The following is a 20,721-nucleotide window of genomic DNA, read 5'->3' on the forward strand; positions in this document are numbered from 1 at the left end:
AACGTCAGGGAAAAGAGTACCAGAATGGCACGGAGAGCGGAGAAAGGGAAGGCAAAAGAGCAGGAGCCACAGAAACTGTTCTACATCTTTTATAATGATGAGCGGTGGAACAACTGGCTCACCTCGCTGAACGAGGCAGACTTTGAAGGAGACCCTGACAGCGAGCAGATGCCAGAAGGGCTCGCGATGCTGTACAGCTTCAGTGAAGACATCACGCTCTCTGTCTTAAAGATCATAAAACTCTGGCAGAACGAACGGTTTTCTAAGGAGGATGCTCTGGAGAAACTCGCCGGGGTTGAGGCTATCGTTATGTCGCCCCTGCCCGAAGGGAAACTCGAGGAAGTTGTCGGGCCTATCCAGCTGACGTTGCTGGTTCTCTTCGCCTCCTGCAGACGGTTCATGGAGGGAGAGTTCGAGACCGACCTGAAAGGGCTGGTGAAGAAAGGACGGGCACTTCCTGAGGACCAGCTCGAAGAGGCGCTCGACTGTGCATCCCACATGGGGGCTTCCGTGATCAACGGGGCCACCTGCTGCAACAAGTTTGTCAAGGATGACCTTGAGAACCCGACGCTCTTCGATGAGTGGCTGATCGAGATCGAAACGATGAGCGAGGCCTTCAAGTCTTTAAAGAAGTTCGATGAGGAGCCTGGTGAAAGTTCGTGATCGCCGATAAGGCACGGTTAATCCATGCCAGAAAGATTGAACGGGTTTCTGGGTGCCGGCTATCTGACCGGGCATTCCATGGGAATATGCTTGAAGTCCTGAATGGCGAGGTGAACCTTGACATGCTGGACGGACGCACCCGTGACCAGGTGCTCGCCTTCCTTGAGGACTTCGTCCGGTGCAGGTGTAAGAAGTCACCGCACTGTGGTTGTCCGGAACGAAGGTTCGCCCGGACACTCCTTGAACTTCGTGAGGAGGGGCTCGATCACCGACAGATCAGCCAGACCCTCGCCGGCGAATACGGAATTGAGATCTTTCCGGCGGATATCCTCTCGTACCTCGAGGAGTCGGTCCACCTGCTTGAGGCCGTCACCGAGATCGCCGCGTTGAAAGGGCGAAAGGCACTGGCTGAGAAAGCCGCTGTCCATATCGAGGCCATCGAACGGTAGGCCCGAATCTCTGTCGCGCTACCGGGTGAACCTGGTCACCCCCTCTTCTGTTTCATGACGCTGGGCATGGATCTGCGATACCTTTATTATCGCAATTGTACACCTTGTACAAATGAAAGTCGTCGTTACCGGTGGAGCGGGATTTATCGGCTCAAACCTTGCTGAGGAACTGAGCAAAAAGCATCAGGTGATCGTGCTCGATGATCTCTCAACTGGGCGAGAGATCAATATCAAGGGGCTCGATGTCGAGTTTGTCAGGGGAAGCATCACTGATCTCCCCCTGCTGAACCGGGTCTTTTCCGGGGTTGATTATGTCTTTCACGAGGCCGCCCTCCCGTCGGTGCAGCGGTCGGTTGAGAACCCGCTCGCGACCAACGAGGTGAACATCGGCGGGACCCTGAACGTGCTGATGGCAGCACGGGACCAGGGGGTCAAGAAAGTGATGTTCGCCTCCTCTTCGTCAGTGTACGGGGATACCCCGACGCTGCCCAAGCGTGAGAGCATGACTCCGGCCCCGATGTCTCCGTATGCGGTCACCAAGCTGACCGGCGAGCACTACTTCAAGGTCTTCTCATCGCTGTACGGGTTGAAGATGACCTGCCTGCGTTACTTCAACGTCTTTGGCCCAAGACAGGATCCCAAATCGCAGTACGCTGCGGTGATACCGAACTTCATCACGAAGATTCTAAACCATGAGTCCCCGATCATCCATGGTGACGGGGAGCAGACCCGGGACTTCACGTTCATCCGGGACGTGGTCCATGCCAATATCCTTGCGATGGAGTCCTCGAGCGAGGGGGTCTTCAATGTCGCCTGTGAACGGCGGGTCAGCCTGAATGTGCTGGCAGATCAGATCATGGAGATCATCGGCGAACGCCGCGAACCGATCTATGATGCACCCAGATCCGGGGATGTACGGGATTCTCTGGCAGATTATGCACTGGCTAAAGAGCACCTTAATTATGAACCCGAGTTCACCTTACTACAGGGATTAGAAGAGACGATACAATGGTTCAGAAATCAGTAACTGACAAGACCGTCTGTGTAGTCGGCCTCGGGTATGTGGGCTATCCACTGGCAGAAGCCTTCTCACATCATCTGAAAACGATCGGATTTGATATCGACGCACGGAAGATCAGGATCATCAACGAGACACCTGAGAACAAGGTCCAGGCAACCACTGATCCCACCCTGATTGGAGAGGCTGACATCATCATTGTTGCAGTCCCGACACCCGTGACCAAGGCCAAAGATCCTGACCTGATGCCAGTGATCTCAGCAGCTGAGGTCGTTGGGAAACATATGAAGAAGGGTGCCGTCGTGGTCCTCGAGTCCACGGTCTACCCTGGCGTGACCGAGGAGATCATGGCCCCGGTGCTCGAGAAGATGTCAGGGCTTTCCTGCGGGAAGGACTTCAAGATCGGGTACTCGCCTGAGCGGATCAACCCTGGTGACGAGGAGCACATCCTTCCAAAGATCACGAAGATCGTCTCCGGGATGGACGAGGAGACCCTCGACCTGCTTGCATCGCTGTACGGGCTCGTGACCACGGTCTACCGTGCAGAGAACATCCGGACGGCTGAAGCCGCAAAGGTGATCGAGAACATCCAGCGTGACCTGAACATCGCCCTGATGAACGAGCTCTCGCTGATCTTCCAGAAGATGGGGCTCGACACCCAGGCCGTCCTCGAGGCGGCAGGGACCAAGTGGAACTTCCACCACTACCGGCCAGGTCTGGTCGGCGGTCACTGCATCCCGGTCGACCCCTATTACCTCGTCTACAAGGCAGAGGAACTCGGGTACCACCCCCAGGTAATCCTCGCCGGCCGTGCGATCAACGACTACATGCCCAAGCATGTCGCAGAACTGGCCATCAAGGGGATGAACGACGCCGGCAAGGTGATCCGGGACTCAAAGGTGCTGATCCTCGGGCTCACATACAAGGAGAACGTGCCGGACACCCGGGAGAGTCCGTCCCATGAGATGATCAAGGAACTTAAGGAGTTCCGTGCAGATGTATACGGGTACGACCCGCTCCTCTCTGAAGCCGACATCACCCGGTTTGATGTGAAGCCTCTCCTGGATCTGAAGGGATTTCAGGCTGACTGCATCATTATCAATGTTCCACACGATGCCTTTGGGTCGCTGACCCTGGAAGAGGTCAAGAAGATGAGCAATGGCACCCCGGTCGTCATCGACGTGAAGGGGATGCGCAAGCAGTGGGCTGATCCGGCCTGCGATGTCTGTTATACCAGGCTCTAACCCTTTACCCAATTTTTCCTGTTTTTCTTTGCGGGCAGGGCCCGATATCAACGTGACCCTTATCAGTATCGCTGGTAAATAGTACAGAGCGTTATGGTATCAAGAGAGACGAAACGGCGGCTCTTCTCCATCCTGGTACGGGTCTTCACTGCTTTTGGATCGGTCTTTTATGACCGGCGGTACCTTCGCGGGCGGTACTTCGATGACTCATTCGACGGCTGGCGGTGGGTGATCAGGGGAATCTTCTGGCAGAAGATCCTCCGGTTCAACAGTGCCATCCCCTGGCCGGTCTCCCCGCTGAATGCCATATCGGTGCCGTACAACATCACCTTCGATCCCGATGACATCAACATGTTCAACGAGATGGGGGGCAAATACTTCCAGAACTTTCTGGGTTCGATCACGATCGGGAGCGGAACCTGGATCGCCTCGAACGTCGGGTTGATAACCTCGAATCATGACCCCTCCAACCTGGACCGGAACCTCCCGGGAAAGAACATCTCTATCGGGGCCCACTGCTGGATCGGCATGAACTCGGTGATCCTGCCCGGGGTGACCCTTGGGGATCATACGGTCGTCGGTGCAGGAAGCGTCGTCACCAAGAGTTTTCCCGAGGGGTACCTGGTGATCGTCGGCAACCCTGCCCGGGTGATCCGGCGTCTCCCCTCTGCCCCGGAACCAGAGCCGGCATGTCCGGACGATCAGAACAAAGATGTCTGATCAGGGTGAGTATTGTAGGGAACCTCACGCCGGGAAACAATACACGGTGATTTATCATGAAGACTGCATTGATAACGGGAATTACAGGACAGGACGGGTCATACCTTGCCGAGCTGTTGCTCAGCAAGGGGTATGAGGTGCATGGGATCATCCGGAGGGCCTCGACCTTCAACACCGGCAGGATCGATCATATCTACACCGATCTTCATGATGCCGAGTCTAAACTCTTCCTCCATTACGGGGATCTCTCAGACTCCGAACAGATCAACAACATCATGTACAACCTCAAGCCTGACGAGGTCTATCACCTCGGAGCGCAGAGCCATGTCCGGGTCAGCTTTGACACCCCTGAGTACACTGGGAACGTGACCGGCCTTGGGACGGCGCGGATCCTTGAGGCGGTCAGGCGGTCCAACAACAACACCCGGTTCTACCAGGCCTCGTCCAGTGAGCTCTTCGGTTCGTCTGCACCTCCGCAGTCCGAGACGACACCATTCCAGCCCCGCAGCCCGTATGCCTGTGCCAAGCTGTACGCCTACTGGATGACCCGGAACTATCGGGACGGGTACAACATCTTCGCCAGCAATGGGATCCTCTTCAACCACGAGTCCCCCCGGCGGGGCGGCACCTTCGTGACCCGGAAGATCACGCGAGCCATCGCCCGGATCAAGGCGAAGAAGGAGCAGTTCCTGTACCTGGGGAATCTTGAAGCACGGCGTGACTGGGGTTTCTCGCCTGAGTATGTTGAGGCGATGTGGCGGATCCTGCAACATGACCGGCCTGATGATTATGTTATGGGGACCGGTACCGCCTACTCGGTGCAGGAGTTTCTGGACGAGGCCTTCGCCTACGTCGGGTTGAAGGTCGAGGATCATGTGAAGATCGATCCCCGGTACTTCCGGCCGACCGAGGTGGAGTCGCTGATCGCCGACCCGAGCAAGGCAAAGAGAGACCTTGGTTGGGCCCCGAAGATCACCTTCACTGATCTGGTTCGGATCATGGTCGATGCCGATATGCGGGCCGCCGGCCTTGAACCGGTCGGTGAGGGTGACGCGATCATCGCGGAGAAGTTCCCCAACCGGTGGTGGAGAGGGGATTGAGCAGGTCCCCCCCGACCATCTGCTGGTATATCAGTGACTACGGCTACGGGCATGCCTCGCGTTCGATTGCGATGATCCGGGCGGTCACCGCCGCAATGCCGGTCCGGGTGCTGGTGCGGACCGGGACCCCTGCCGGCTTTGTCAGAGCGTCCCTTCCCGGAGTCGCGGTCCATGCCGGGCAGAACGATATCGGGGTGGTGCTGAAGGATCGGACCGTAGAGGTGGACCGGCCCCGGACCGAGCAGGCCCTCACTGTCTGGACGAGCACCTGGGGACGATATCTCGCCGCTGAACGGCGGTTCTGTGTAGAACACAGGGTCGACCTGATCCTGTCGGATATCGCACCCCAGCCATTTCTGGTCGCCGAGTCCCTCGGCATCCCGGGGATCGGGGTCTCCAACTTCACCTGGCACTCCATCTTCGCCTCCCTCTTTCCTGACCACGCAGCCCTTGATCTGATCCGGGAGGCCTATGCAGCCGCAGATCTGGGGCTGGTGCTCCCGTTCGATGACGGAATGGAGATCTTCTCGAAGAGACGGAGAATCGGGCTGATCGCGAGAAAGATCTCTGAACCCCGGTCCGCCCTTCGAAAGCGGTACGGGCTCGACGGGGATCAGGTCGTGGTCTATCTGGGTCCGGGGAATGACTGCCCTGACCTCTCTCCCGAGACCGTCCGATGCCTCACCGACGCCGGGGTCACCTGCGTGGTCTCCTCTGCCGTAGAGACTCGAGCCCCTGACCTGATCAGGATCCCGGCCGATGAGACCGAGTCACAGAACTATGTCGGGATGAGCGACCTGGTCGTCGCCAAGGGCGGGTACAGCACCGTCTCCGAGGCCGTCCAAGCACGGGTTCCACTGGTCCTCTTCCAGAGGGAGGGGTTCTTTGAGGACCGTCTCTTCACCGATCAGGTCGCAGCCTGCGGGATTGGAAGGGAGATCTCCGGCGAAGAGTACAGGAACGGGGCCTGGATCGCCGATCTCGATCGGCTGGGTGACTATCGCGATCATTTTGATACGCTCAGAGCACCCTATACAACAGACGGTACAGCAGCGTTATTATCGAGTATTTCAGAGGTAGTATCATGAATTTCTGGCAGGATAAGAGGATCCTGGTGACTGGCGGAGCAGGCTTTCTTGGTTCGCACGTGGTCGACCAGTTAAAGCAGAAGGGAGTGCAGCAGGAGAACATCAGGATCCCCCGGAGCAGGGACGCTGACCTCCGCCGGTGGGATGACTGCGTCGAAGCGGTTTCAGAGATCGATCTGATCATCCACCTGGCTGCACGGGTCGGTGGGATCGGGTACAACATGGGCCACCCTGCCGAGCTCTTCTATGACAACCTGATGATGGGGGTGCAGCTGGTCGAGGCGGCACGGCAGGCCGGGGTCGGCAAGTGTGTGCTGATCGGCACGGTCTGTGCATATCCGAAGTTCACCCCGGTCCCATTCTCCGAGGATGCCATCTGGGACGGGTACCCCGAAGAGACGAACGCGCCCTACGGGCTGGCCAAGAAGATGCTGCTGGTCCAGTCGCAGGCCTACCGGCAGCAGTACGGGTTCAACTCGATCTATCTGCTGCCGGTGAACCTGTACGGCCCCGGAGACAACTTCAACCCTGACAGTTCGCACGTGATCCCAGCGCTGATCAAGAAGTTTGTCGAGGCTGAACGGGACGGCCATGATGTCGTCGAAGTCTGGGGCACCGGCAAGGCTTCCCGGGAGTTCCTGTACGTCGACGACGCCGCCCGCGGGATTCTGCTTGCTGCAGAGCAGTACAACGAGCCGGCACCGGTCAACCTCGGGGCCCACCAGGAGATCTCGATAAAGGATCTGGTCACTCTGATCGCAAACCTGACCGGCTTTTCGGGAAGCATCCACTGGGACACCGGCAAACCGGACGGTCAGCCACGCCGATGCCTCGATGTCAGCAGGGCAGAGAAGGCGTTTGGGTTCCGTGCCGAGGTCGGTTTTGAACAGGGTCTTCGGGAGACGATCGCCTGGTACCGGGCGCAGACAAAAAAGGATTAAAAGTTCAACGGAGTGGTCAGGACAGCCACGGTCTGTGCCGGTGCCGCATCGGCACCGAAGTAACCCATCCCTCGTGGGAAGGTGGCGGTCGAGGTGAAATTTCTGCTCATCTGGGGGGAGATGACCTCAAGCTCCGGGATGGTGACCTTGAACTGGTGGGAGGGGTACCAGAACGATCCCTCCCCGTAATCGTAGGAAGCATTGTCCACGACCAGGCGGGCATGGGTCAGGTCGACCTGCTGGATCCGGGCGTTATCATAGTTGATGACACGTATCACCTTCCTGTTCAGATCCGTTCTCCCAAGGATCGAGACCAGCAGCAGTATTCCATCATCGATCGTGTAGTCGATGTCGATGGTTGCACTCTTCTCTTCCAGGTGCACGGTCACCTTCTCAACAGAGAGGTAACTGTACCTGTTCTCATAGAGTGCCGATGCAGGGGCGATCAGCGACAAACAGAGCACCAGCAGCATACACGCTGCAACCCGTCTCATCACCAATACATTACAGAATGTTCTATTAATGCTTATGGTCTCAAATCCGGGTTCCTGCTCATTCTGGTGAACCGGTGCACATAAGTAGGTTCCATGTTCAGCGATTATACTGTATGATCATTGCATCTGACGCATTATGCAGGATGGTCCGGGTATGAAGTACATTGCAAAGATTCTGGATATCGCCGACCGTGGCGTCCTCTTAAATGCCTCTGATGCGCGGACAGTCGGCGTGCTCCAAGGCGATCGGGTGCAGATCCTCAACCATGCCGGCGGGTTATCGGTACCGGCCGTGGTGGACACCACCACGACGATGATCCCTTCCGGGGTGATCGGGGTCTACGGGCTCACCAATAAAGCCCTTCAGATTGTCGACGGGGCCGAGGTCGAGGTCTGGGAGGCGAAGAAGCCGCTCGCCCTCGACCTGATCAAGAAGAAGATGAACCGTGAGAAACTGACCAAGGACGACACCCGCCAGATCATCCAGGACATCGTCAACGATTCGCTCTCCCAGGCTGAACTCTCGGCATACGTGACCGCCTGTTACATCAATGGTCTGGACATGGATGAGGTGGAGTACCTGACCCATGCGATGGTCGAGTCGGGTGACCGGCTGAAGTTCGGCAACCACCCGATCGTGGATAAACACTCGGTCGGAGGTGTTCCGGGCAATAAGATCTCCCTGCTGATCGTCCCGATCATCGCGGCCAGCGGGTTGAAGATCCCGAAGACCAGTTCCCGGGCGATCACCGGGGCTGCAGGGACGGCCGACCTGATGGAGGTGCTGGCACCGGTAGAGTTCTCTGCGGCCGAGGTCCAGCAGATGACCGAGAAGGTCGGGGGCGTGATCGTCTGGGGGGGTGCGACCAACATCGCTCCCGCGGACGACCGGATCATCGTCGTCGAGTATCCGTTCAAGATCGACGCCCGCGGGCAGATGCTCGCCTCGGTGATGGCGAAGAAGTTCGCCGTCGGTGCCGACCTGGTGGTGATCGACATCCCGGTCGGCTCCTCAACCAAAGTTCCGGATATGGCGGAGGGGCGGAAGATGGCACGGGAGTTCATCGAGATCGGCGAGCGGCTCGGGATCAGGGTGGAGTGTGCCCTGACCTATGGAGACTCGCCGGTCGGCAGGACGATCGGGCCGAATCTCGAGGTGCGGGAGGCGCTGGCCATCCTCGAGGGCGGGGACGAGCCCAGGTCGCTGATCCAGAAGAGCCTCTCGCTGGCAGGGATCGCGCTGGAGATGTCCGGCAAGGCCGCACGGGGTCAGGGGTACCAGATGGCTGAGGAGATCCTCAAGAGCGGGAAGGCGCTTCGTAAACTCCGCCAGATCATCGAGATCCAGGGCGGGGACCCGGGTGTTACCTCCGAGAGTATCAAGCCCGGACAGTTCGAGTTTGTTGTGAACGCCCAGGAGACCGGGTACATCATCGAGCTGAACAACCGGGCGCTGGTCAGCCTCGCCCGGATCGCGGGCGCCCCGCATGATCATGGAGCCGGGATCATGCTCCATGCCAAGAAGGGAGAGCAGGTGAACACGGGGGATCCAATCTTTACGATCTATGCCGACCGTGACTGGAGGCTGAAGATGGCCGTCGAGGAGGGGCGCCGGCTGATGCCGGTGATCGTCGAGGGGATGCTCCTCGACCGTATTCCCTCCGAGTACCGCGGGCCGGTCTGAACCCAGCTGTGAAAGGATGGGACTTATCATAGAGGATTGTCATATATCTGAGCAGGTAATCGTGGTGCAGAGGGGGCCGGTGCCGGCCCCCTGTCGCGCGCCATACCAGTGAGTGTCCTATGTTCTGGAACAAGTCTGTAGAGACGATGGGGCCGGCCGAACTCGCCTCGCATCAGCTCAAAAAGCTGAAGGAGACGGTGCAGCAGGTCCAGAAGATACCATTTTACCGCACCAGATTTGAAGAGGCCGGGCTCCGGCCGGAGGCGATACGGTCGCTTGACGACCTGCAGAAGATTCCGTTCACCAGGAAGCAGGATCTCCGCGAGGGGTACCCGTTCGGATTCCTCGCCGTTCCGCTCAGTAAGGTCGTCCGGATTCATGCCACCTCAGGCACAACGGGAAAACCGACGGTGGTCGGGTATACCCGCAATGACTTGGAGACCTGGTCTGATCTGATCGCGCGAAACCTGACGATGATCGGCCTTGGGGAGGGTGACGTCTTTCAGAACTCGGTCAACTACGGTCTCTTCACCGGGGGTCTCGGCCTCCACGCAGGAGCAGAGAAGGCAGGGCTCACGGTGGTTCCTGCCGGCACCGGAAACACCAGACGACAGATCGAGATGATCCAGGACTTCGGTGTTACCGCGATCCACTGCACCCCCGGGTATGCGCTGCATATCGCCGAGGTGGCCGAGGAGATGGGGGTCACCCTCGACTCGCTCAGGACCGGGATCTTTGGTGCTGAGCCCTGGTCAGAGACGATGCGACGGGAACTCGAGAACCGCCTTGGTCTCTCCGCCTTTGACTCCTATGGGATGAGCGAGCTGTTCGGGCCGGGGGTGGCCTTCGAATGCCCCGAGAAGGATGGGCTCCATATCTGGCATGACAGTTATATCGTCGAGATCATCGACCCCAACACCGGGGAGGTGCTCGGTCCTGAAGAGCGGGGTGAGATGGTGGTGACCCCGCTTGTCAAGGAGGCGATGCCGATGCTTCGGTACCGGACCGGTGATATCACGATGTTGATGGATAATGGGTGCATCTGCGGTAGGATGCAGAAGATTGCCCGGCTCACAGGCAGGACCGACGATATGCTGATCATCCGCGGGATCAATGTCTTCCCGTCACAGATTGAGGATGTGCTGCTCAAACTGCCTGAGGTTGGGGACCAGTTCATGGTCTATGTCGACCGGAAGAACCACCTCGATGAGATGACGATCGAGGTGGAGATGAGCCGGGAGTTCTTCAGCGGGGAACTTCAGGACCTGGCCAGGATCCAGAAGAAAGTGGGGGGTGTTCTCCGGGACACGCTTGAACTGAGGACCACGGTCAGGCTGGTTGAGCCGGGTTCTCTCCCGAGGTTTGAGGGGAAGGCGAAACGGGTGATCGATCGGCGGGGGGCCCTGGTATGAAGTGGGACCCGCGGATCGAGGAGATGCCGGTCGAGGAGCAGAAGAGGCAGCAGTACCGGCTGCTCAAGACCCTGGTCTGCCGGCTGTACGCCTTCTCACCATTCTACCATAACCGTATGAAGGAGGCGAAGGTTCATCCGGATGATATCGGGTCGCTCGCTGACGTGCAGAAACTCCCGTGCATGTTCAAGCGGGACCTGCGGGACAACTATCCGGACCGGCTCTTCACGGCCTCGCAGGAGGAACTGGTCAGGTATCACGTATCTTCAGGCACCACCGGCAAGCCGACGGTCGTCGGCTACACCGCCCCTGATCTCGAGCAATGGACCACTTCGCTGGCACGCGGCCTCACCTCCTGCGGCCTTGGGCGCGGGGACATTATGCAGGTCTCGTACGGGTATGGCCTCTTCACCGGCGGCCTCGGTCTCCACTATGGGGCCGAGCGGATCGGTGCGACCGTCCTCCCGAGCAGTGTCGGCAACACCGAGCGGCAGATCGAACTGATGCAGGATCTCCATTCCACGGCGATCGCCTGCACCCCGTCGTACCTGCTCCACATGGGAGAGGTCGCCGAGAAGATGGGGGTCAGCATCAAGAACGACACCGACCTGAAGGTCGGAGTCCTCGGCGCCGAACCCTGGTCTGAACGGATGCGTGATCATATGCAGCAGTGGCTCGGGATCAAGGCCTACAATATCTATGGGACCAGCGAACTCTCCGGGCCGATGTTCACCGACTGCTCCGAACAGCAGGGGGTTCATATCTGGAGCGATATGGCTTTGATCGAGGTGCTCGACCCGGATACCGGGGAGGTGCTGCCCAATGGAGAGAAGGGTGAACTGACGATCACGATGCTCCAGAAGGAGGCGCTGCCGATGATCCGGTACCGGATCGGGGACATCACCTCGATGGACGAATCGGTCTGTGTGTGCGGTCGGACGCATCCGCGGATCGATCGGATACAGGGGCGGGTCGACGATATGCTGATCATCCGCGGGATCAATGTCTTCCCGTCGCAGATCGAGCACACTCTCCTCTCCATCCCCGAGGTCGGAGGTCAGAACTTCATGATCATCGTCGACCGGAAGAAGAATCTGGACACGCTGCTGCTGCAGGTCGAACTGCAGAGCGGGGCGTTCAGCGATAAGATCAACGACCTGATGGCGATCCGGCGGAAGGTCGAGTACAGGCTGAAGAACGCATTGAACGTGGCGGCGGAGGTCGAACTGGTCGAGCCCGGCTCCCTCCCCCGGTTTGAAGGAAAATCCAAGCGGGTCATCGACAAGAGGGTGTTATAGATGGATCAGAAGCAGTATATCATCAGGCAGATCTCAATCTTTTCAGAGAACAGGCCGGGCAGGCTGGCGGCGATCGCCCATGCCCTTGAAGAGGAGAAGGTGAACATCTTCGCCTTCAGCATCGCCGAGGCGAACGGCTTTGGGGTGGTGCGGGCGCTGGTCGATCATCCAGACCGTGCCTTTACCCGGCTGACCGAACTCGGGTTCAATGTCGCGTTCACCGAGGTGATCGCGGTGGCGATGCGGGACGAGCCCGGCGGTCTGTATGACATCGCGACCCTGCTTGGGGACGCCGGGATCAATATCGAATATTCCTACGCGTACAGCGGCAGGGACGGGGCTGTCCTGATCCTTCGTGTCGATCAGGTGGAGCCGGCAATCGAGGCGATCCTTGCCAAAGAGAAGGAGCTGCTCCAGGCGAAAGCCTTCTCCTGACCTTACTTCTTCTCCCATTTTAAGAGTTCCGATATCGACGAGAGCGTAGCCCCCCGCGCGATCTCGGCCCGGATCCGCTCCTCGGTCTTCTTCACTTCGAGCGCCCTGCGGGCCACCTCGTAGGCCCGCTCGGCCGGGATCACCACGACGCCGCTCTCGTCCCCGACGATCCAGTCCCCCGGGTTCACATACTGCCCGGCGCAGAGGATCTCGGCATTGATCTCCCCGAGCCCTTTCGGTTCGCTGGCGTTCGGCTGGGTCGCCTTGGCGAAGAGGGGGAAGCGGAGTTTTCTGATGTCATCCACATCCCTGACCGCACCGTCGATCACCACCCCGGTGATCCCGCGGTTCTGCGCGCTCCTGGTCGCCAGTTCCCCCCAGGGGGCGACATGGGTGCCGGAATCGTTGTTGATCACCAGTACGTCGCCAGCCTCTGCGCGATCGATCGCCTCGACGGGCTTGGCCCAGTCGCCGGCGATCGTCTGGACGGTGACCGCCTTTCCGACCATCTTCACATCCCCACAGAGGGAGAAGAGCCCCACCATCGATCCTTTTCGGTGCATCGCATCGGTGACGTTCGGGGCCGAGACGGCCATGAGGATCTCCCGAATCTCGTCGTCCAGGCTCTTCTTCTCCTTCGGGGCCAGGTCCGGGTTGTCGATGGCCGTCCGGACGCTGGTCGCGGCCCCGGTCACGTCCCCCGACCTGATGATCCCGCCGCCGACGATCACCACGTCGGCGCCATACCTGACCGCCTCGGCGGCGGTTACGGCATCGAGTCCGCCGGCCACTGCGATCTGCACCGTCGTCGTCTCCCGGATCTGCCGGAGCAGGTCGATCGACTGTCGTCCAATCATCTGCTGGTCGATCCCGACATGGGCGTTGATGATCGAAACCCCCAGCGCAGCCAGTTCGGCGGACCGACCGATCGGATCGGTGACATTGATCAGGTCAGCCATCAGCCGGATCCCGTAGAGGCGGGCGGCCCTGACCGCCTCTCTGATCACCACGTCGTCGGCGTCCCCGAGGATGCAGACGATGCTGGCCCCGGCCTTGGCCGCCATCTCGACCTCGATCGTCCCGGTGTCTGCAATCTTCATATCAGCCACGATCGGATGCGTGGGGAATCGGTTCCGGAGCGCCCTGACGGCTTCCATCCCCTCGCTCTTGATCAGCGGCGTCCCTGCTTCAATCCAGTCTGCCCCCCCCCGAACCGCTTCCTCTGCGATCGCGAGCGCTCGCGGAAGCTCGAGGAGGTCGAGTGCCACCTGAAGAATCGGCCTGGTCATGCTGTACAGTTACGTACACCCTCCTGTTAGAGATTGTGGGGGGTTTTGAGAATCGTTCATCGGGTCAAGGTTCATAAGACTGGAGAAGGTACTGAGTAGAGGAATTATTATGGATATAATGAGTATTCTGATCGTCATCGGTGGGCTGGTCCTCTTCGAGACCGTCAGCAGCATCGATAATGCGATCATCAACGCGGAGGTACTCTCCACGATGGGGGAGAAGGCCAAGCGATGGTTTCTGGTCTGGGGTCTGCTCATCGCGGTCTTTGTGGTCAGAGGGCTGCTCCCCTGGCTGATCGTCTGGATGGCCACCCCCTCACTCGGACCGGTCCAGGCCTTCACCGCGATGTTCAGCAGTGATCCGATAGTCCTCGAAGCGATCGAGCGCTCATCTCCGATCCTGTTGATAGGGGGAGGGACGTTCCTGCTCTTCCTCTTCTTCCACTGGCTCTTTGTCGAGCACAAGCATTATGGGCTTCGTGGCGAGCGGTTTATTCAGAGCAAGGGGGTCTGGTTCTATGCGGTCATCTCAGTCCTCCTCGCGTTGATCGTCTGGTTTACTCTGAAGACCGATCCGATGATGGCCTTTGGCGCCGTCGTGGGATCGACCGCGTTCTTCATCGTGAACGGGTTCAAGCAGAACGCCGAGGTGCAGGAGAAGCACCTTGGAGAGGGTCATCTGAGTGATATGAGCAAGCTCTTCTACCTCGAGGTGATCGATGCCACCTTCTCGATCGATGGAGTGGTCGGGGCGTTCGCATTCACGCTCCTGGTTCCGCTGATCCTGATTGGAAATGGAATTGGGGCGCTGGTGGTCCGTGAACTGACCATCGGGAATATCGATCGGATCCGGCGGTACCCGCTTCTGAAGAACGGGGCAATGTATTCGATCCTTTTCCTTGGGGGGATCATGGTGCTGGACGCGTTCGGGTTCCATATCCCATCCTGGTTCTCCCCCCTGATCACCTTCATCGTGGTCGGGTTCTTCCTGTATCGGTCGGTGCAGATAAACAGGCTTGCAGAGAGTACCTCCGAGTGAGGTATATCTCCTGAAGTCTTTATTCATCATTTTTCATCCCCGTGTAGCACAAAGATATTATACCTGGCCGGTCTCTACGATTGACCATGACAATCCTCAGGCAAGTGCTGGTGCTCTGTCTCTTCGTGCTCTATGGCATCACAGCCGTGAGTGCAGCAGGCAATGGCACCTTTTCGATACCCGCTGTCACTGGCGTAAATATCAGTGATAATCTGACGGCCACAGTGTACCTTGAGAACACCTGGAGCCCGAAGGCCGCTGATGTGTATATGCATATTACGTATGACAGCAGTCTGCTCAACTATACCGGCGCAGACTTTAAGGTCGGTAACACGGTAGCAGCGACAAAGGATGCAGACAATTCGATTTTTCTCCAGTTTGGAGACTTCACCAACGGCTATCCGAACGGGCGGTTCGCGATCGCAGACCTGAAGTTCCTGGCGACCGGTGCCGGCGTCTCCCCGCTGACGGTCTCTATCGATCATGTCCGGTATTATGTCAATGATACGCCGGTCGACATCGGGGACACTGCTGCGGTGGTATCCGGGACGGTCACCATCGGTTCTGGGATTACCAACGTCACTCCCACAGTGACGGTGCCGAACACGACCGTCCCGACGATCGTCCCGAACAACACGACCACCATCGTCACCACCATCCCGACGATCGTGATCACCACCATGCCACTCCCCCCGGTCTACTATTCGGGCAGCAATGACTACACCGGCGTGGTGGCGACCACCACCCTGCCCGCCACGACTGCGCCCGTCACCACCACGCCGATGATCCCGGGAGTCACGATGACGATGACCCCGGCGCCCAATGAGACCATTCCTCAGAACGGGACGACACCGGCGACCACCACTGCCACTTCGACTGCCACCTCCACCACCACAGTTCTTACCAGTCCGTCGGCGACGGTTACCACTCCGGCCGGCACCGCGGTTCCGGTGAACACCACGACCACCCAGGCTGCAGGGCCAGAGTTCGGACTGCTCTCCCTGGCATCGATCGGGGCTGCTGCCCTCTTCATCGGACGCAGACTGCGCTGATCATCGACCCGGCCGTCATCTGATTCTGGATGATGGCGGGCTCTCCCCATCTGGCCGTGACCGGATCGATCGTTGAATCCACCTCTCCGGCCCGCCTGTCCCGGCAGACCATACCCCTTTTTATTCCTGCTGTACAGAGTAGTAACAGACAGTTCCTGGCGATATATGCTGTGCAGATTGGGATGGGGGATATGATCGGGCGTGCTCTATTACTGGTTTTTGTCTCTCTTCTGCTCCTTGCATCCGTCTGCGGTGTGCTGGCACAGGAACCTCTCTGGACCGCGACCACCGATAAAACGGTTTCATCTCTGGCGGTATCGGGAAACGCAACCACCATCGCTGTCGGTGGGGAACATCTCTATCTCTTCAACCGGAGTGGTCGACAGTCTGGTGTGACCTGGGGAAGTGAGAGTGTGGCGGTCAGCAGAAGCGGGGATCTGGTCGCCGCCGCGATGGATGACGGGGTCCACCTGCTCGATGCCAGCGGGCACGAGATCTGGGTCCGTCCCCTCCTCTCCGCCTCTTCAGTGGCGATGACCTCCAATGCAAGCCTGATCGTCGCCGGTACCGAGAAGGGGGTGATCGCCGGCATTGATAAAGGTGGGGACCTTATCCACCAGGGTGAACTGACCTCTCTCTCCAGTGGATCCAACTGGATCGAGGCTGTTGCAGTGTCAGGAAACGGCAGTATAAATGTGGTCGCCGATATGGACGGCCTTTACGCCTTTGACCGGTCAGGACGCGATCTCTGGCGGTTCGGTTTCATCCGCCCGGTCTCGCTCGGTCAGACCTGGAACGGCAGCCTGGTGGTCGCAGGCGGTGCTTCGGGGGTGCTGATCTGCAACCAAACCGGCGTGGAGATGGGGCGGTACTACAAGGGAAGCTCCATCACAGCGGTTGCAGTCCCGGTAAACGGAACTTTCGCCGTTGCTGGGGATGAGAAGGGAACCCTGACCCTCCTCAGCAGCGCCGCCTGGCCACAGTGGACCTATCCGGCCGGTTCTCCGATCACCTCGGTGGCCGTTACCGCGGATGGAGCCCTAATCGCAGTCGGCACAGAGGACGGTTCGCTGTTGCTCTTTGGGAACAGCGGTTATCTCTTCTGGAAGACGAAACTTCCGTCTTCGGTCACTGCGCTGGCCTTCTCTCCTGACGGCTGGTACCTGGCGGTAGGGACCGCCACCGGGACGGTGGCTCTCTTCCCTGGCGAAGACCGGCCGGTGACAGCGGACCAGACGAATGGCCAGGCCACCATCATGAATACATCGGCCGGCGGGATCGTCACCTATCCAACCGTCACTCGCAGCACCCCGGCTCCGTCCCTGGCAGTGATCTGCGGCCTGCTCCTGGTCATCGTCCTGATCCGGACTAAACGATCGTCATGAGGTGGTTGGAAGTCCGGTAGCCTTCCACTGCTCATAGCCGCCGCTGATGTTGTAGACCTCGGAGAATCCGGCTGACTGCAACAGGTCCATCGCTTTTCTCCCCCGAGTACCCCGCCTGCAGTAGACCACGCAGGGGACGTCCTTCTCCAGTTTTCCGATCCCCATGGCCAGTTCCCCGTTCAGCAGGTCCAGGTTGACCGCCCCCGGCAGATGCCCCTCGCTATACTCATCATCTGTTCTGACATCGATGACGGTACACCGGCCCCCCCGGTTCTGGATAACCGTTCTGCACTCCTCGGGACTCAGTTCTCCGCCGGCTTTTCTGCTCTGATCAGTACCTTCCATCCTCTTCACCATCGATGATACCCTGTACTCGTCCCTGCTGCATATACGTTTCCCTGCGCTCTGCAGCCGGGATCCTCTGAATGCGGCTGGTGGAGGTATTAATACCTCACAGGGGGAACGTAATTAGAGCAATAGCCACGGCTACCTGGCCCAGACCGGACTTTCTGCCAGCTGGTTAATGAAAAATCCGGGGAGATATCGGAAATATGTGTCCACATGAGAGCCTGAATTTTGATGCAGGCAGACTTGAGAAGATCGAGGCCCTTTCAGCAGGGCATCACCAGATCTATCCGTACAGTTTCGACCGGACCACCTCCATCTGCGAGATCAAGTCCCGCTTCGCTGATATCGGGCATGAGAAGAGCGAGGAGTCGGTTGCGATCGCAGGCCGGATCTATACGGTCCGAAACCATGGAAAGACCGTCTTCGCCGACCTGGGAGACGAGCAGGGCCGGCTTCAGCTCTACATCAAGAAGAACGATGTCGGGGAGGAACAGTTCTCCCTCTTCACCCAGCACCTCGACCGGGGGGACATCATCGGGGTCAGTGGACATCTCTTCCGAACCAAGCTCGGGGAGATCACCCTCTGGGTGGACCAGTTGACCCTCCTCACCAAGTCGCTCTGCCCGCTTCCGGAGAAGTTCCACGGGCTCAAAGACACCGAGAGCCGGTACCGGCAGCGGTATGTGGATCTGATCATGAATGAGAAGGCGCGGGAGACGTTCCGTGTCCGGTCCCGGATCATCTCGCTGATCAGGCAGTTCCTGGGCGAACGGGGTTTTCTCGAGTTTGAGACCCCGACACTCCAGCCGGTCTATGGTGGGGCGAATGCTCGTCCGTTCACGACCTATCACAACTGCCTTGATCAGACCTTATTCCTCCGGATTGCCACGGAGCTGTATCTGAAGCGGCTGCTGGTCGGCGGGTTTGAGAAGATCTTTGAGATCGGTAAGAACTTCCGGAATGAGGACATCGACACCAGTCATAACCCAGAATTCACGGCGATCGAGATCTATGAGGCGTACCGGGACTACAATGATATGATGGACCTGATGGAGGAGTTTCTCTCCTCACTGGTCAACTCCATCCACGGACAGGACCATGTCGAGTTCGAGGGGACGACCATCTCGTTTGCAGGACCCTGGCGAAGGATTACGATGGAGGGGGCGGTCAGGGAGTATGCAGGGATCGATGTGCTCGCCACCTCCCCAGAAGAACTGAAGGCGTTTGCGATCGAGCACGCCGTCCCTGAACATGAGAAGGCCGGTTCCCCGCGTGAGTACCTGGTTCTCTTCTTCGAATTCTTCGCAGAGAAGCAGTTGATCCAGCCGACCTTCGTCTATGACTTCCCCATCGAGAACTCGCCCCTTGCCAAGCGGCACAGAACCAGGGATGGGTTCACCGAACGGTTTGAGCTCTTCATCAACGGGATGGAGATCGCCAACGGGTTCTCTGAATTGAACGATCCCATCGACCAGATGAATCGGCTCGAGGCCCAGGACAGGAAGAGACAGTCCGGCGACCTTGAGGCCCAGATGGTCGATTATGATTTCATCAATGCACTCGGGTACGGGATGCCGCCGACCGGCGGTGTCGGGTTCGGGATCGACCGGGTGGTGATGCTGCTGACCAACAACACCTCCATCAAGGAGGTGATCCTCTTCCCATCGATGAAAACGCCAGTCTCATGTGTAACCAGGAATGAGGACGAATCGCCAGAAGAGCCGGCACCCCCGGCCTGAACGTCCTTTTTTCGGATAATACCCTACTGCAACATACAGTCTTCTTCTCGCCGTCTCTCCATCCCGGTGGGTTGGCCAGTCTCTGATGAACGACCATGCCCAGAGTGTCAGGTCTCTTCAACCCACTTCTGTAAAAAAAGAATATTTTTATGTGGCCAATTCAGGCAAATGCGGTCCACGATCCTGCCGGGGACCACTTCTGGAAGAGCTGGTTTGGCTGGGATGAACCTGCCGGTGCCCACCCCGAGGTGAACGATGAGGACGAACTCCAGAGCGATGAGGAGCCGGCGGTCATTACCTGCGAAAACCCTCCCGCGGCGTTTCCGCTGAACGGACTTGAACGAATCCCAAAGCCGCTCCCTCCAAATGAAAACGAAGTGGTCCCCTTCTCAGTGGTCTGGACTTCTGTCGTCTGGGGCGTTGCTGTGACCGCGGGTGCCACCGTTGCTACTGCGGTCACTGCAACAGTGGGCTGGGCTGCGGGCTGTGAGAGGAGCGGAACGAGTGCTGCTGACCATCTGGCAGCGATCTTCATCTCTCCCGACTCTGCAGGGTGAACCCCGCCGTCCTGATTGTCATGCTCACCGTCATAATCGGTGTACTGGTCGACCAGGATGATCGGTGAGGTTTCGGTGTTCATCTGCTGCTGCAGTCCGGCGAGCCCTGTATTGAGTGAGACGATCTGCTGGTTGGTCTTATCGACACTGGTTGGAATGATCCCGGCGAGCAGGATCTTCACCTGTGGGTTAACGGCCCGCAGTTCGGTGATGATCGCCCCGATGTTTCCGAGGGTCACAGACTGTGGCACCCCTTCGAGCACATCGTTGGTCCCCAGGTGGAGGAGTACGATATCCGGATGCAGTCCCGGCAGCCAGGTGGGCAGTTCTGCCAGTTCCCTGGCCGAGGTGTACCCGGCATGACCGTCGTTGTCGGTGTCAAAGACAAACCCGTAGTCCGGACCGTGCTGGCTGCCGATAAAGTCGACATCGAACCCTTTGTTCTTCAGATCGTTCCAGAGCCAGTACCGGTAGCTCGGGTAGTTCTGACCGTCGTGGACATCGCCGTACGTGATAGAGTCACCCAGTGGATAGATCTGTACAGCAGCCGATACCGGCGCGGCCAGCCCGAGACAGACCCCGCAGAACAGCACAATCGCCGCGGTACAGGTTATTTGGCGGCCATAATTTACAGTTTCCATCTAAACCTACTCCCTGGTTCCCCGGTTGGGGCACCTCTCGCATCCTACAGGATACGCTGTATCTATTTGGCACCTCCGGTACATATACCTGACATCTGTTAATAATAAAAAAAGGAATCCGGTTG

At 58.6% G+C, this 20,721-nt stretch carries 21 protein-coding genes; 16 read left to right on the forward strand and 5 right to left on the reverse strand.

Translation table 11 applies throughout. The features are described 5' to 3' along the window. Positions 1-24 precede the first annotated feature (24 nt). The 8 genes from ACFKSJ_RS12145 to ACFKSJ_RS12180 all read left to right on the forward strand — a co-directional run bounded on the left by ACFKSJ_RS12145 (position 25) and on the right by ACFKSJ_RS12180 (position 7,223). A complete protein-coding gene (locus ACFKSJ_RS12145) occupies positions 25-663 on the forward strand; it encodes a DUF2150 family protein (protein WP_440950061.1) in 639 nt (212 codons plus the stop codon). After that, positions 660-1,112 (forward strand): DUF5814 domain-containing protein, encoded by a 453-nt coding sequence (locus ACFKSJ_RS12150; protein WP_440950062.1) that lies wholly within the window; start codon positions 660-662, stop codon positions 1,110-1,112. The genes ACFKSJ_RS12145 and ACFKSJ_RS12150 overlap by 4 nt, the downstream gene beginning before the upstream one ends. A gap of 112 nt (positions 1,113-1,224) precedes the next feature. After that, positions 1,225-2,139 (forward strand): SDR family oxidoreductase, encoded by a 915-nt coding sequence (locus ACFKSJ_RS12155; protein WP_440950063.1) that lies wholly within the window; start codon positions 1,225-1,227, stop codon positions 2,137-2,139. Next, positions 2,121-3,374 carry a nucleotide sugar dehydrogenase gene (locus tag ACFKSJ_RS12160; RefSeq protein WP_440950064.1) on the forward strand — a complete coding sequence of 418 codons (1,254 nt, stop codon included), beginning with the start codon at positions 2,121-2,123 and terminating at the stop codon, positions 3,372-3,374. The genes ACFKSJ_RS12155 and ACFKSJ_RS12160 overlap by 19 nt, the downstream gene beginning before the upstream one ends. 93 nt (positions 3,375-3,467) lie before the next feature. Continuing rightward, positions 3,468-4,094 (forward strand): acyltransferase, encoded by a 627-nt coding sequence (locus tag ACFKSJ_RS12165; protein WP_440950065.1) that lies wholly within the window; start codon positions 3,468-3,470, stop codon positions 4,092-4,094. A gap of 56 nt (positions 4,095-4,150) precedes the next feature. Further along, a complete protein-coding gene (gene gmd, locus ACFKSJ_RS12170; RefSeq protein WP_440950066.1) occupies positions 4,151-5,194 on the forward strand; it encodes a GDP-mannose 4,6-dehydratase in 1,044 nt (347 codons plus the stop codon). Then, the gene (locus tag ACFKSJ_RS12175; protein ID WP_440950067.1) at positions 5,191-6,282 is read left to right on the forward strand and encodes a glycosyltransferase; all 1,092 of its coding nucleotides are present in this window, start codon (positions 5,191-5,193) and stop codon (positions 6,280-6,282) included. Before gmd ends, ACFKSJ_RS12175 begins: the two co-directional genes overlap by 4 nt. Continuing rightward, entirely contained in the window at positions 6,279-7,223 is a 945-nt protein-coding gene (locus ACFKSJ_RS12180; RefSeq protein WP_440950068.1) for a GDP-L-fucose synthase family protein, read from the forward strand. The genes ACFKSJ_RS12175 and ACFKSJ_RS12180 overlap by 4 nt, the downstream gene beginning before the upstream one ends. On the opposite strand, the gene ACFKSJ_RS12185 is transcribed toward ACFKSJ_RS12180, so the two are convergent. Beyond that, positions 7,220-7,717, reverse strand: coding sequence for a hypothetical protein (locus ACFKSJ_RS12185; protein WP_440950069.1), 498 nt, complete (start codon positions 7,715-7,717; stop codon positions 7,220-7,222). The two genes, ACFKSJ_RS12180 and ACFKSJ_RS12185, sit on opposite strands and share 4 nt — an antisense overlap. A gap of 154 nt (positions 7,718-7,871) precedes the next feature. On the opposite strand from ACFKSJ_RS12185, the gene ACFKSJ_RS12190 reads away from it, so the two are divergent. The 4 genes from ACFKSJ_RS12190 to ACFKSJ_RS12205 all read left to right on the forward strand — a co-directional run bounded on the left by ACFKSJ_RS12190 (position 7,872) and on the right by ACFKSJ_RS12205 (position 12,546). Beyond that, positions 7,872-9,401, forward strand: a complete 1,530-nt coding sequence (locus ACFKSJ_RS12190) for an AMP phosphorylase (RefSeq protein WP_440950070.1) — start codon at positions 7,872-7,874, stop codon at positions 9,399-9,401. Between the two features lie 119 nt (positions 9,402-9,520). Continuing rightward, positions 9,521-10,813: a phenylacetate--CoA ligase family protein gene (locus ACFKSJ_RS12195; RefSeq protein ID WP_440950071.1), complete on the forward strand. Its 1,293-nt coding sequence runs from the start codon at positions 9,521-9,523 to the stop codon at positions 10,811-10,813. Further along, entirely contained in the window at positions 10,810-12,111 is a 1,302-nt protein-coding gene (locus tag ACFKSJ_RS12200; RefSeq protein ID WP_440950072.1) for a phenylacetate--CoA ligase family protein, read from the forward strand. The genes ACFKSJ_RS12195 and ACFKSJ_RS12200 overlap by 4 nt, the downstream gene beginning before the upstream one ends. Next, positions 12,112-12,546, forward strand: coding sequence for an ACT domain-containing protein (locus ACFKSJ_RS12205; protein WP_440950073.1), 435 nt, complete (start codon positions 12,112-12,114; stop codon positions 12,544-12,546). Between the two features lie 2 nt (positions 12,547-12,548). On the opposite strand, the gene ACFKSJ_RS12210 is transcribed toward ACFKSJ_RS12205, so the two are convergent. Continuing rightward, on the reverse strand, positions 12,549-13,835 hold the full coding sequence (locus ACFKSJ_RS12210) for a bifunctional hexulose-6-phosphate synthase/ribonuclease regulator (RefSeq protein ID WP_440950074.1): 1,287 nt from the start codon (positions 13,833-13,835) through the stop codon (positions 12,549-12,551). Positions 13,836-13,944: 109 nt separating this feature from the next. Between ACFKSJ_RS12210 and ACFKSJ_RS12215 the strand changes: the two genes are divergently transcribed. Both ACFKSJ_RS12215 and ACFKSJ_RS12220 read left to right on the forward strand, forming a co-directional pair. Further along, a complete protein-coding gene (locus ACFKSJ_RS12215; protein WP_440950075.1) occupies positions 13,945-14,874 on the forward strand; it encodes a DUF475 domain-containing protein in 930 nt (309 codons plus the stop codon). Positions 14,875-14,960: 86 nt separating this feature from the next. Further along, complete coding sequence (locus tag ACFKSJ_RS12220) at positions 14,961-15,926, forward strand: hypothetical protein (protein WP_440950076.1); 966 nt, start codon at positions 14,961-14,963, stop codon at positions 15,924-15,926. On the opposite strand, the gene ACFKSJ_RS12225 is transcribed toward ACFKSJ_RS12220, so the two are convergent. Beyond that, positions 15,904-16,038, reverse strand: coding sequence for a hypothetical protein (locus tag ACFKSJ_RS12225; protein ID WP_440950077.1), 135 nt, complete (start codon positions 16,036-16,038; stop codon positions 15,904-15,906). The two genes, ACFKSJ_RS12220 and ACFKSJ_RS12225, sit on opposite strands and share 23 nt — an antisense overlap. 58 nt (positions 16,039-16,096) lie before the next feature. Between ACFKSJ_RS12225 and ACFKSJ_RS12230 the strand changes: the two genes are divergently transcribed. Further along, on the forward strand, positions 16,097-17,311 hold the full coding sequence (locus ACFKSJ_RS12230; protein ID WP_440950078.1) for a WD40 repeat domain-containing protein: 1,215 nt from the start codon (positions 16,097-16,099) through the stop codon (positions 17,309-17,311). Here the strand turns inward: ACFKSJ_RS12230 and ACFKSJ_RS12235 are convergent. Beyond that, positions 17,306-17,656: a rhodanese-like domain-containing protein gene (locus ACFKSJ_RS12235; RefSeq protein WP_440950079.1), complete on the reverse strand. Its 351-nt coding sequence runs from the start codon at positions 17,654-17,656 to the stop codon at positions 17,306-17,308. The two genes, ACFKSJ_RS12230 and ACFKSJ_RS12235, sit on opposite strands and share 6 nt — an antisense overlap. A gap of 206 nt (positions 17,657-17,862) precedes the next feature. Between ACFKSJ_RS12235 and lysS the strand changes: the two genes are divergently transcribed. After that, positions 17,863-19,398, forward strand: coding sequence for a lysine--tRNA ligase (gene lysS / locus ACFKSJ_RS12240; RefSeq protein WP_440950080.1), 1,536 nt, complete (start codon positions 17,863-17,865; stop codon positions 19,396-19,398). 160 nt (positions 19,399-19,558) lie between these two features. Here lysS and ACFKSJ_RS12245 read toward each other — a convergent pair whose 3' ends face one another. Next, positions 19,559-20,596 carry an SGNH/GDSL hydrolase family protein gene (locus ACFKSJ_RS12245; protein ID WP_440950081.1) on the reverse strand — a complete coding sequence of 346 codons (1,038 nt, stop codon included), beginning with the start codon at positions 20,594-20,596 and terminating at the stop codon, positions 19,559-19,561. Positions 20,597-20,721 lie beyond the last annotated feature (125 nt).

The sequence above is a fragment of the Methanosphaerula subterraneus genome (assembly GCF_052055875.1).
Taxonomy (GTDB): domain Archaea; phylum Halobacteriota; class Methanomicrobia; order Methanomicrobiales; family Methanospirillaceae; genus Methanosphaerula; species Methanosphaerula subterraneus.

Bases quoted from the DNA above. Each gene is read 5' to 3' on its own strand.
- ACFKSJ_RS12145 (WP_440950061.1), top strand. From the start codon at position 25: ATGGCACGGAGAGCGGAGAAAGGGAAGGCAAAAGAGCAGGAGCCACAG.
- ACFKSJ_RS12155 (WP_440950063.1), top strand. From the start codon at position 1,225: ATGAAAGTCGTCGTTACCGGTGGAGCGGGATTTATCGGCTCAAACCTT.
- ACFKSJ_RS12160 (WP_440950064.1), top strand. From the start codon at position 2,121: ATGGTTCAGAAATCAGTAACTGACAAGACCGTCTGTGTAGTCGGCCTC.
- ACFKSJ_RS12165 (WP_440950065.1), top strand. From the start codon at position 3,468: ATGGTATCAAGAGAGACGAAACGGCGGCTCTTCTCCATCCTGGTACGG.
- gmd (WP_440950066.1), top strand. From the start codon at position 4,151: ATGAAGACTGCATTGATAACGGGAATTACAGGACAGGACGGGTCATAC.
- ACFKSJ_RS12180 (WP_440950068.1), top strand. From the start codon at position 6,279: ATGAATTTCTGGCAGGATAAGAGGATCCTGGTGACTGGCGGAGCAGGC.
- ACFKSJ_RS12185 (WP_440950069.1), bottom strand. From the start codon at position 7,717: ATGAGACGGGTTGCAGCGTGTATGCTGCTGGTGCTCTGTTTGTCGCTG.
- ACFKSJ_RS12190 (WP_440950070.1), top strand. From the start codon at position 7,872: ATGAAGTACATTGCAAAGATTCTGGATATCGCCGACCGTGGCGTCCTC.
- ACFKSJ_RS12195 (WP_440950071.1), top strand. From the start codon at position 9,521: ATGTTCTGGAACAAGTCTGTAGAGACGATGGGGCCGGCCGAACTCGCC.
- ACFKSJ_RS12200 (WP_440950072.1), top strand. From the start codon at position 10,810: ATGAAGTGGGACCCGCGGATCGAGGAGATGCCGGTCGAGGAGCAGAAG.
- ACFKSJ_RS12205 (WP_440950073.1), top strand. From the start codon at position 12,112: ATGGATCAGAAGCAGTATATCATCAGGCAGATCTCAATCTTTTCAGAG.
- ACFKSJ_RS12210 (WP_440950074.1), bottom strand. From the start codon at position 13,835: ATGACCAGGCCGATTCTTCAGGTGGCACTCGACCTCCTCGAGCTTCCG.
- ACFKSJ_RS12215 (WP_440950075.1), top strand. From the start codon at position 13,945: ATGGATATAATGAGTATTCTGATCGTCATCGGTGGGCTGGTCCTCTTC.
- ACFKSJ_RS12220 (WP_440950076.1), top strand. From the start codon at position 14,961: ATGACAATCCTCAGGCAAGTGCTGGTGCTCTGTCTCTTCGTGCTCTAT.
- ACFKSJ_RS12225 (WP_440950077.1), bottom strand. From the start codon at position 16,038: ATGGTCTGCCGGGACAGGCGGGCCGGAGAGGTGGATTCAACGATCGAT.
- ACFKSJ_RS12235 (WP_440950079.1), bottom strand. From the start codon at position 17,656: ATGGAAGGTACTGATCAGAGCAGAAAAGCCGGCGGAGAACTGAGTCCC.
- lysS (WP_440950080.1), top strand. From the start codon at position 17,863: ATGTGTCCACATGAGAGCCTGAATTTTGATGCAGGCAGACTTGAGAAG.
- ACFKSJ_RS12245 (WP_440950081.1), bottom strand. From the start codon at position 20,596: ATGGAAACTGTAAATTATGGCCGCCAAATAACCTGTACCGCGGCGATT.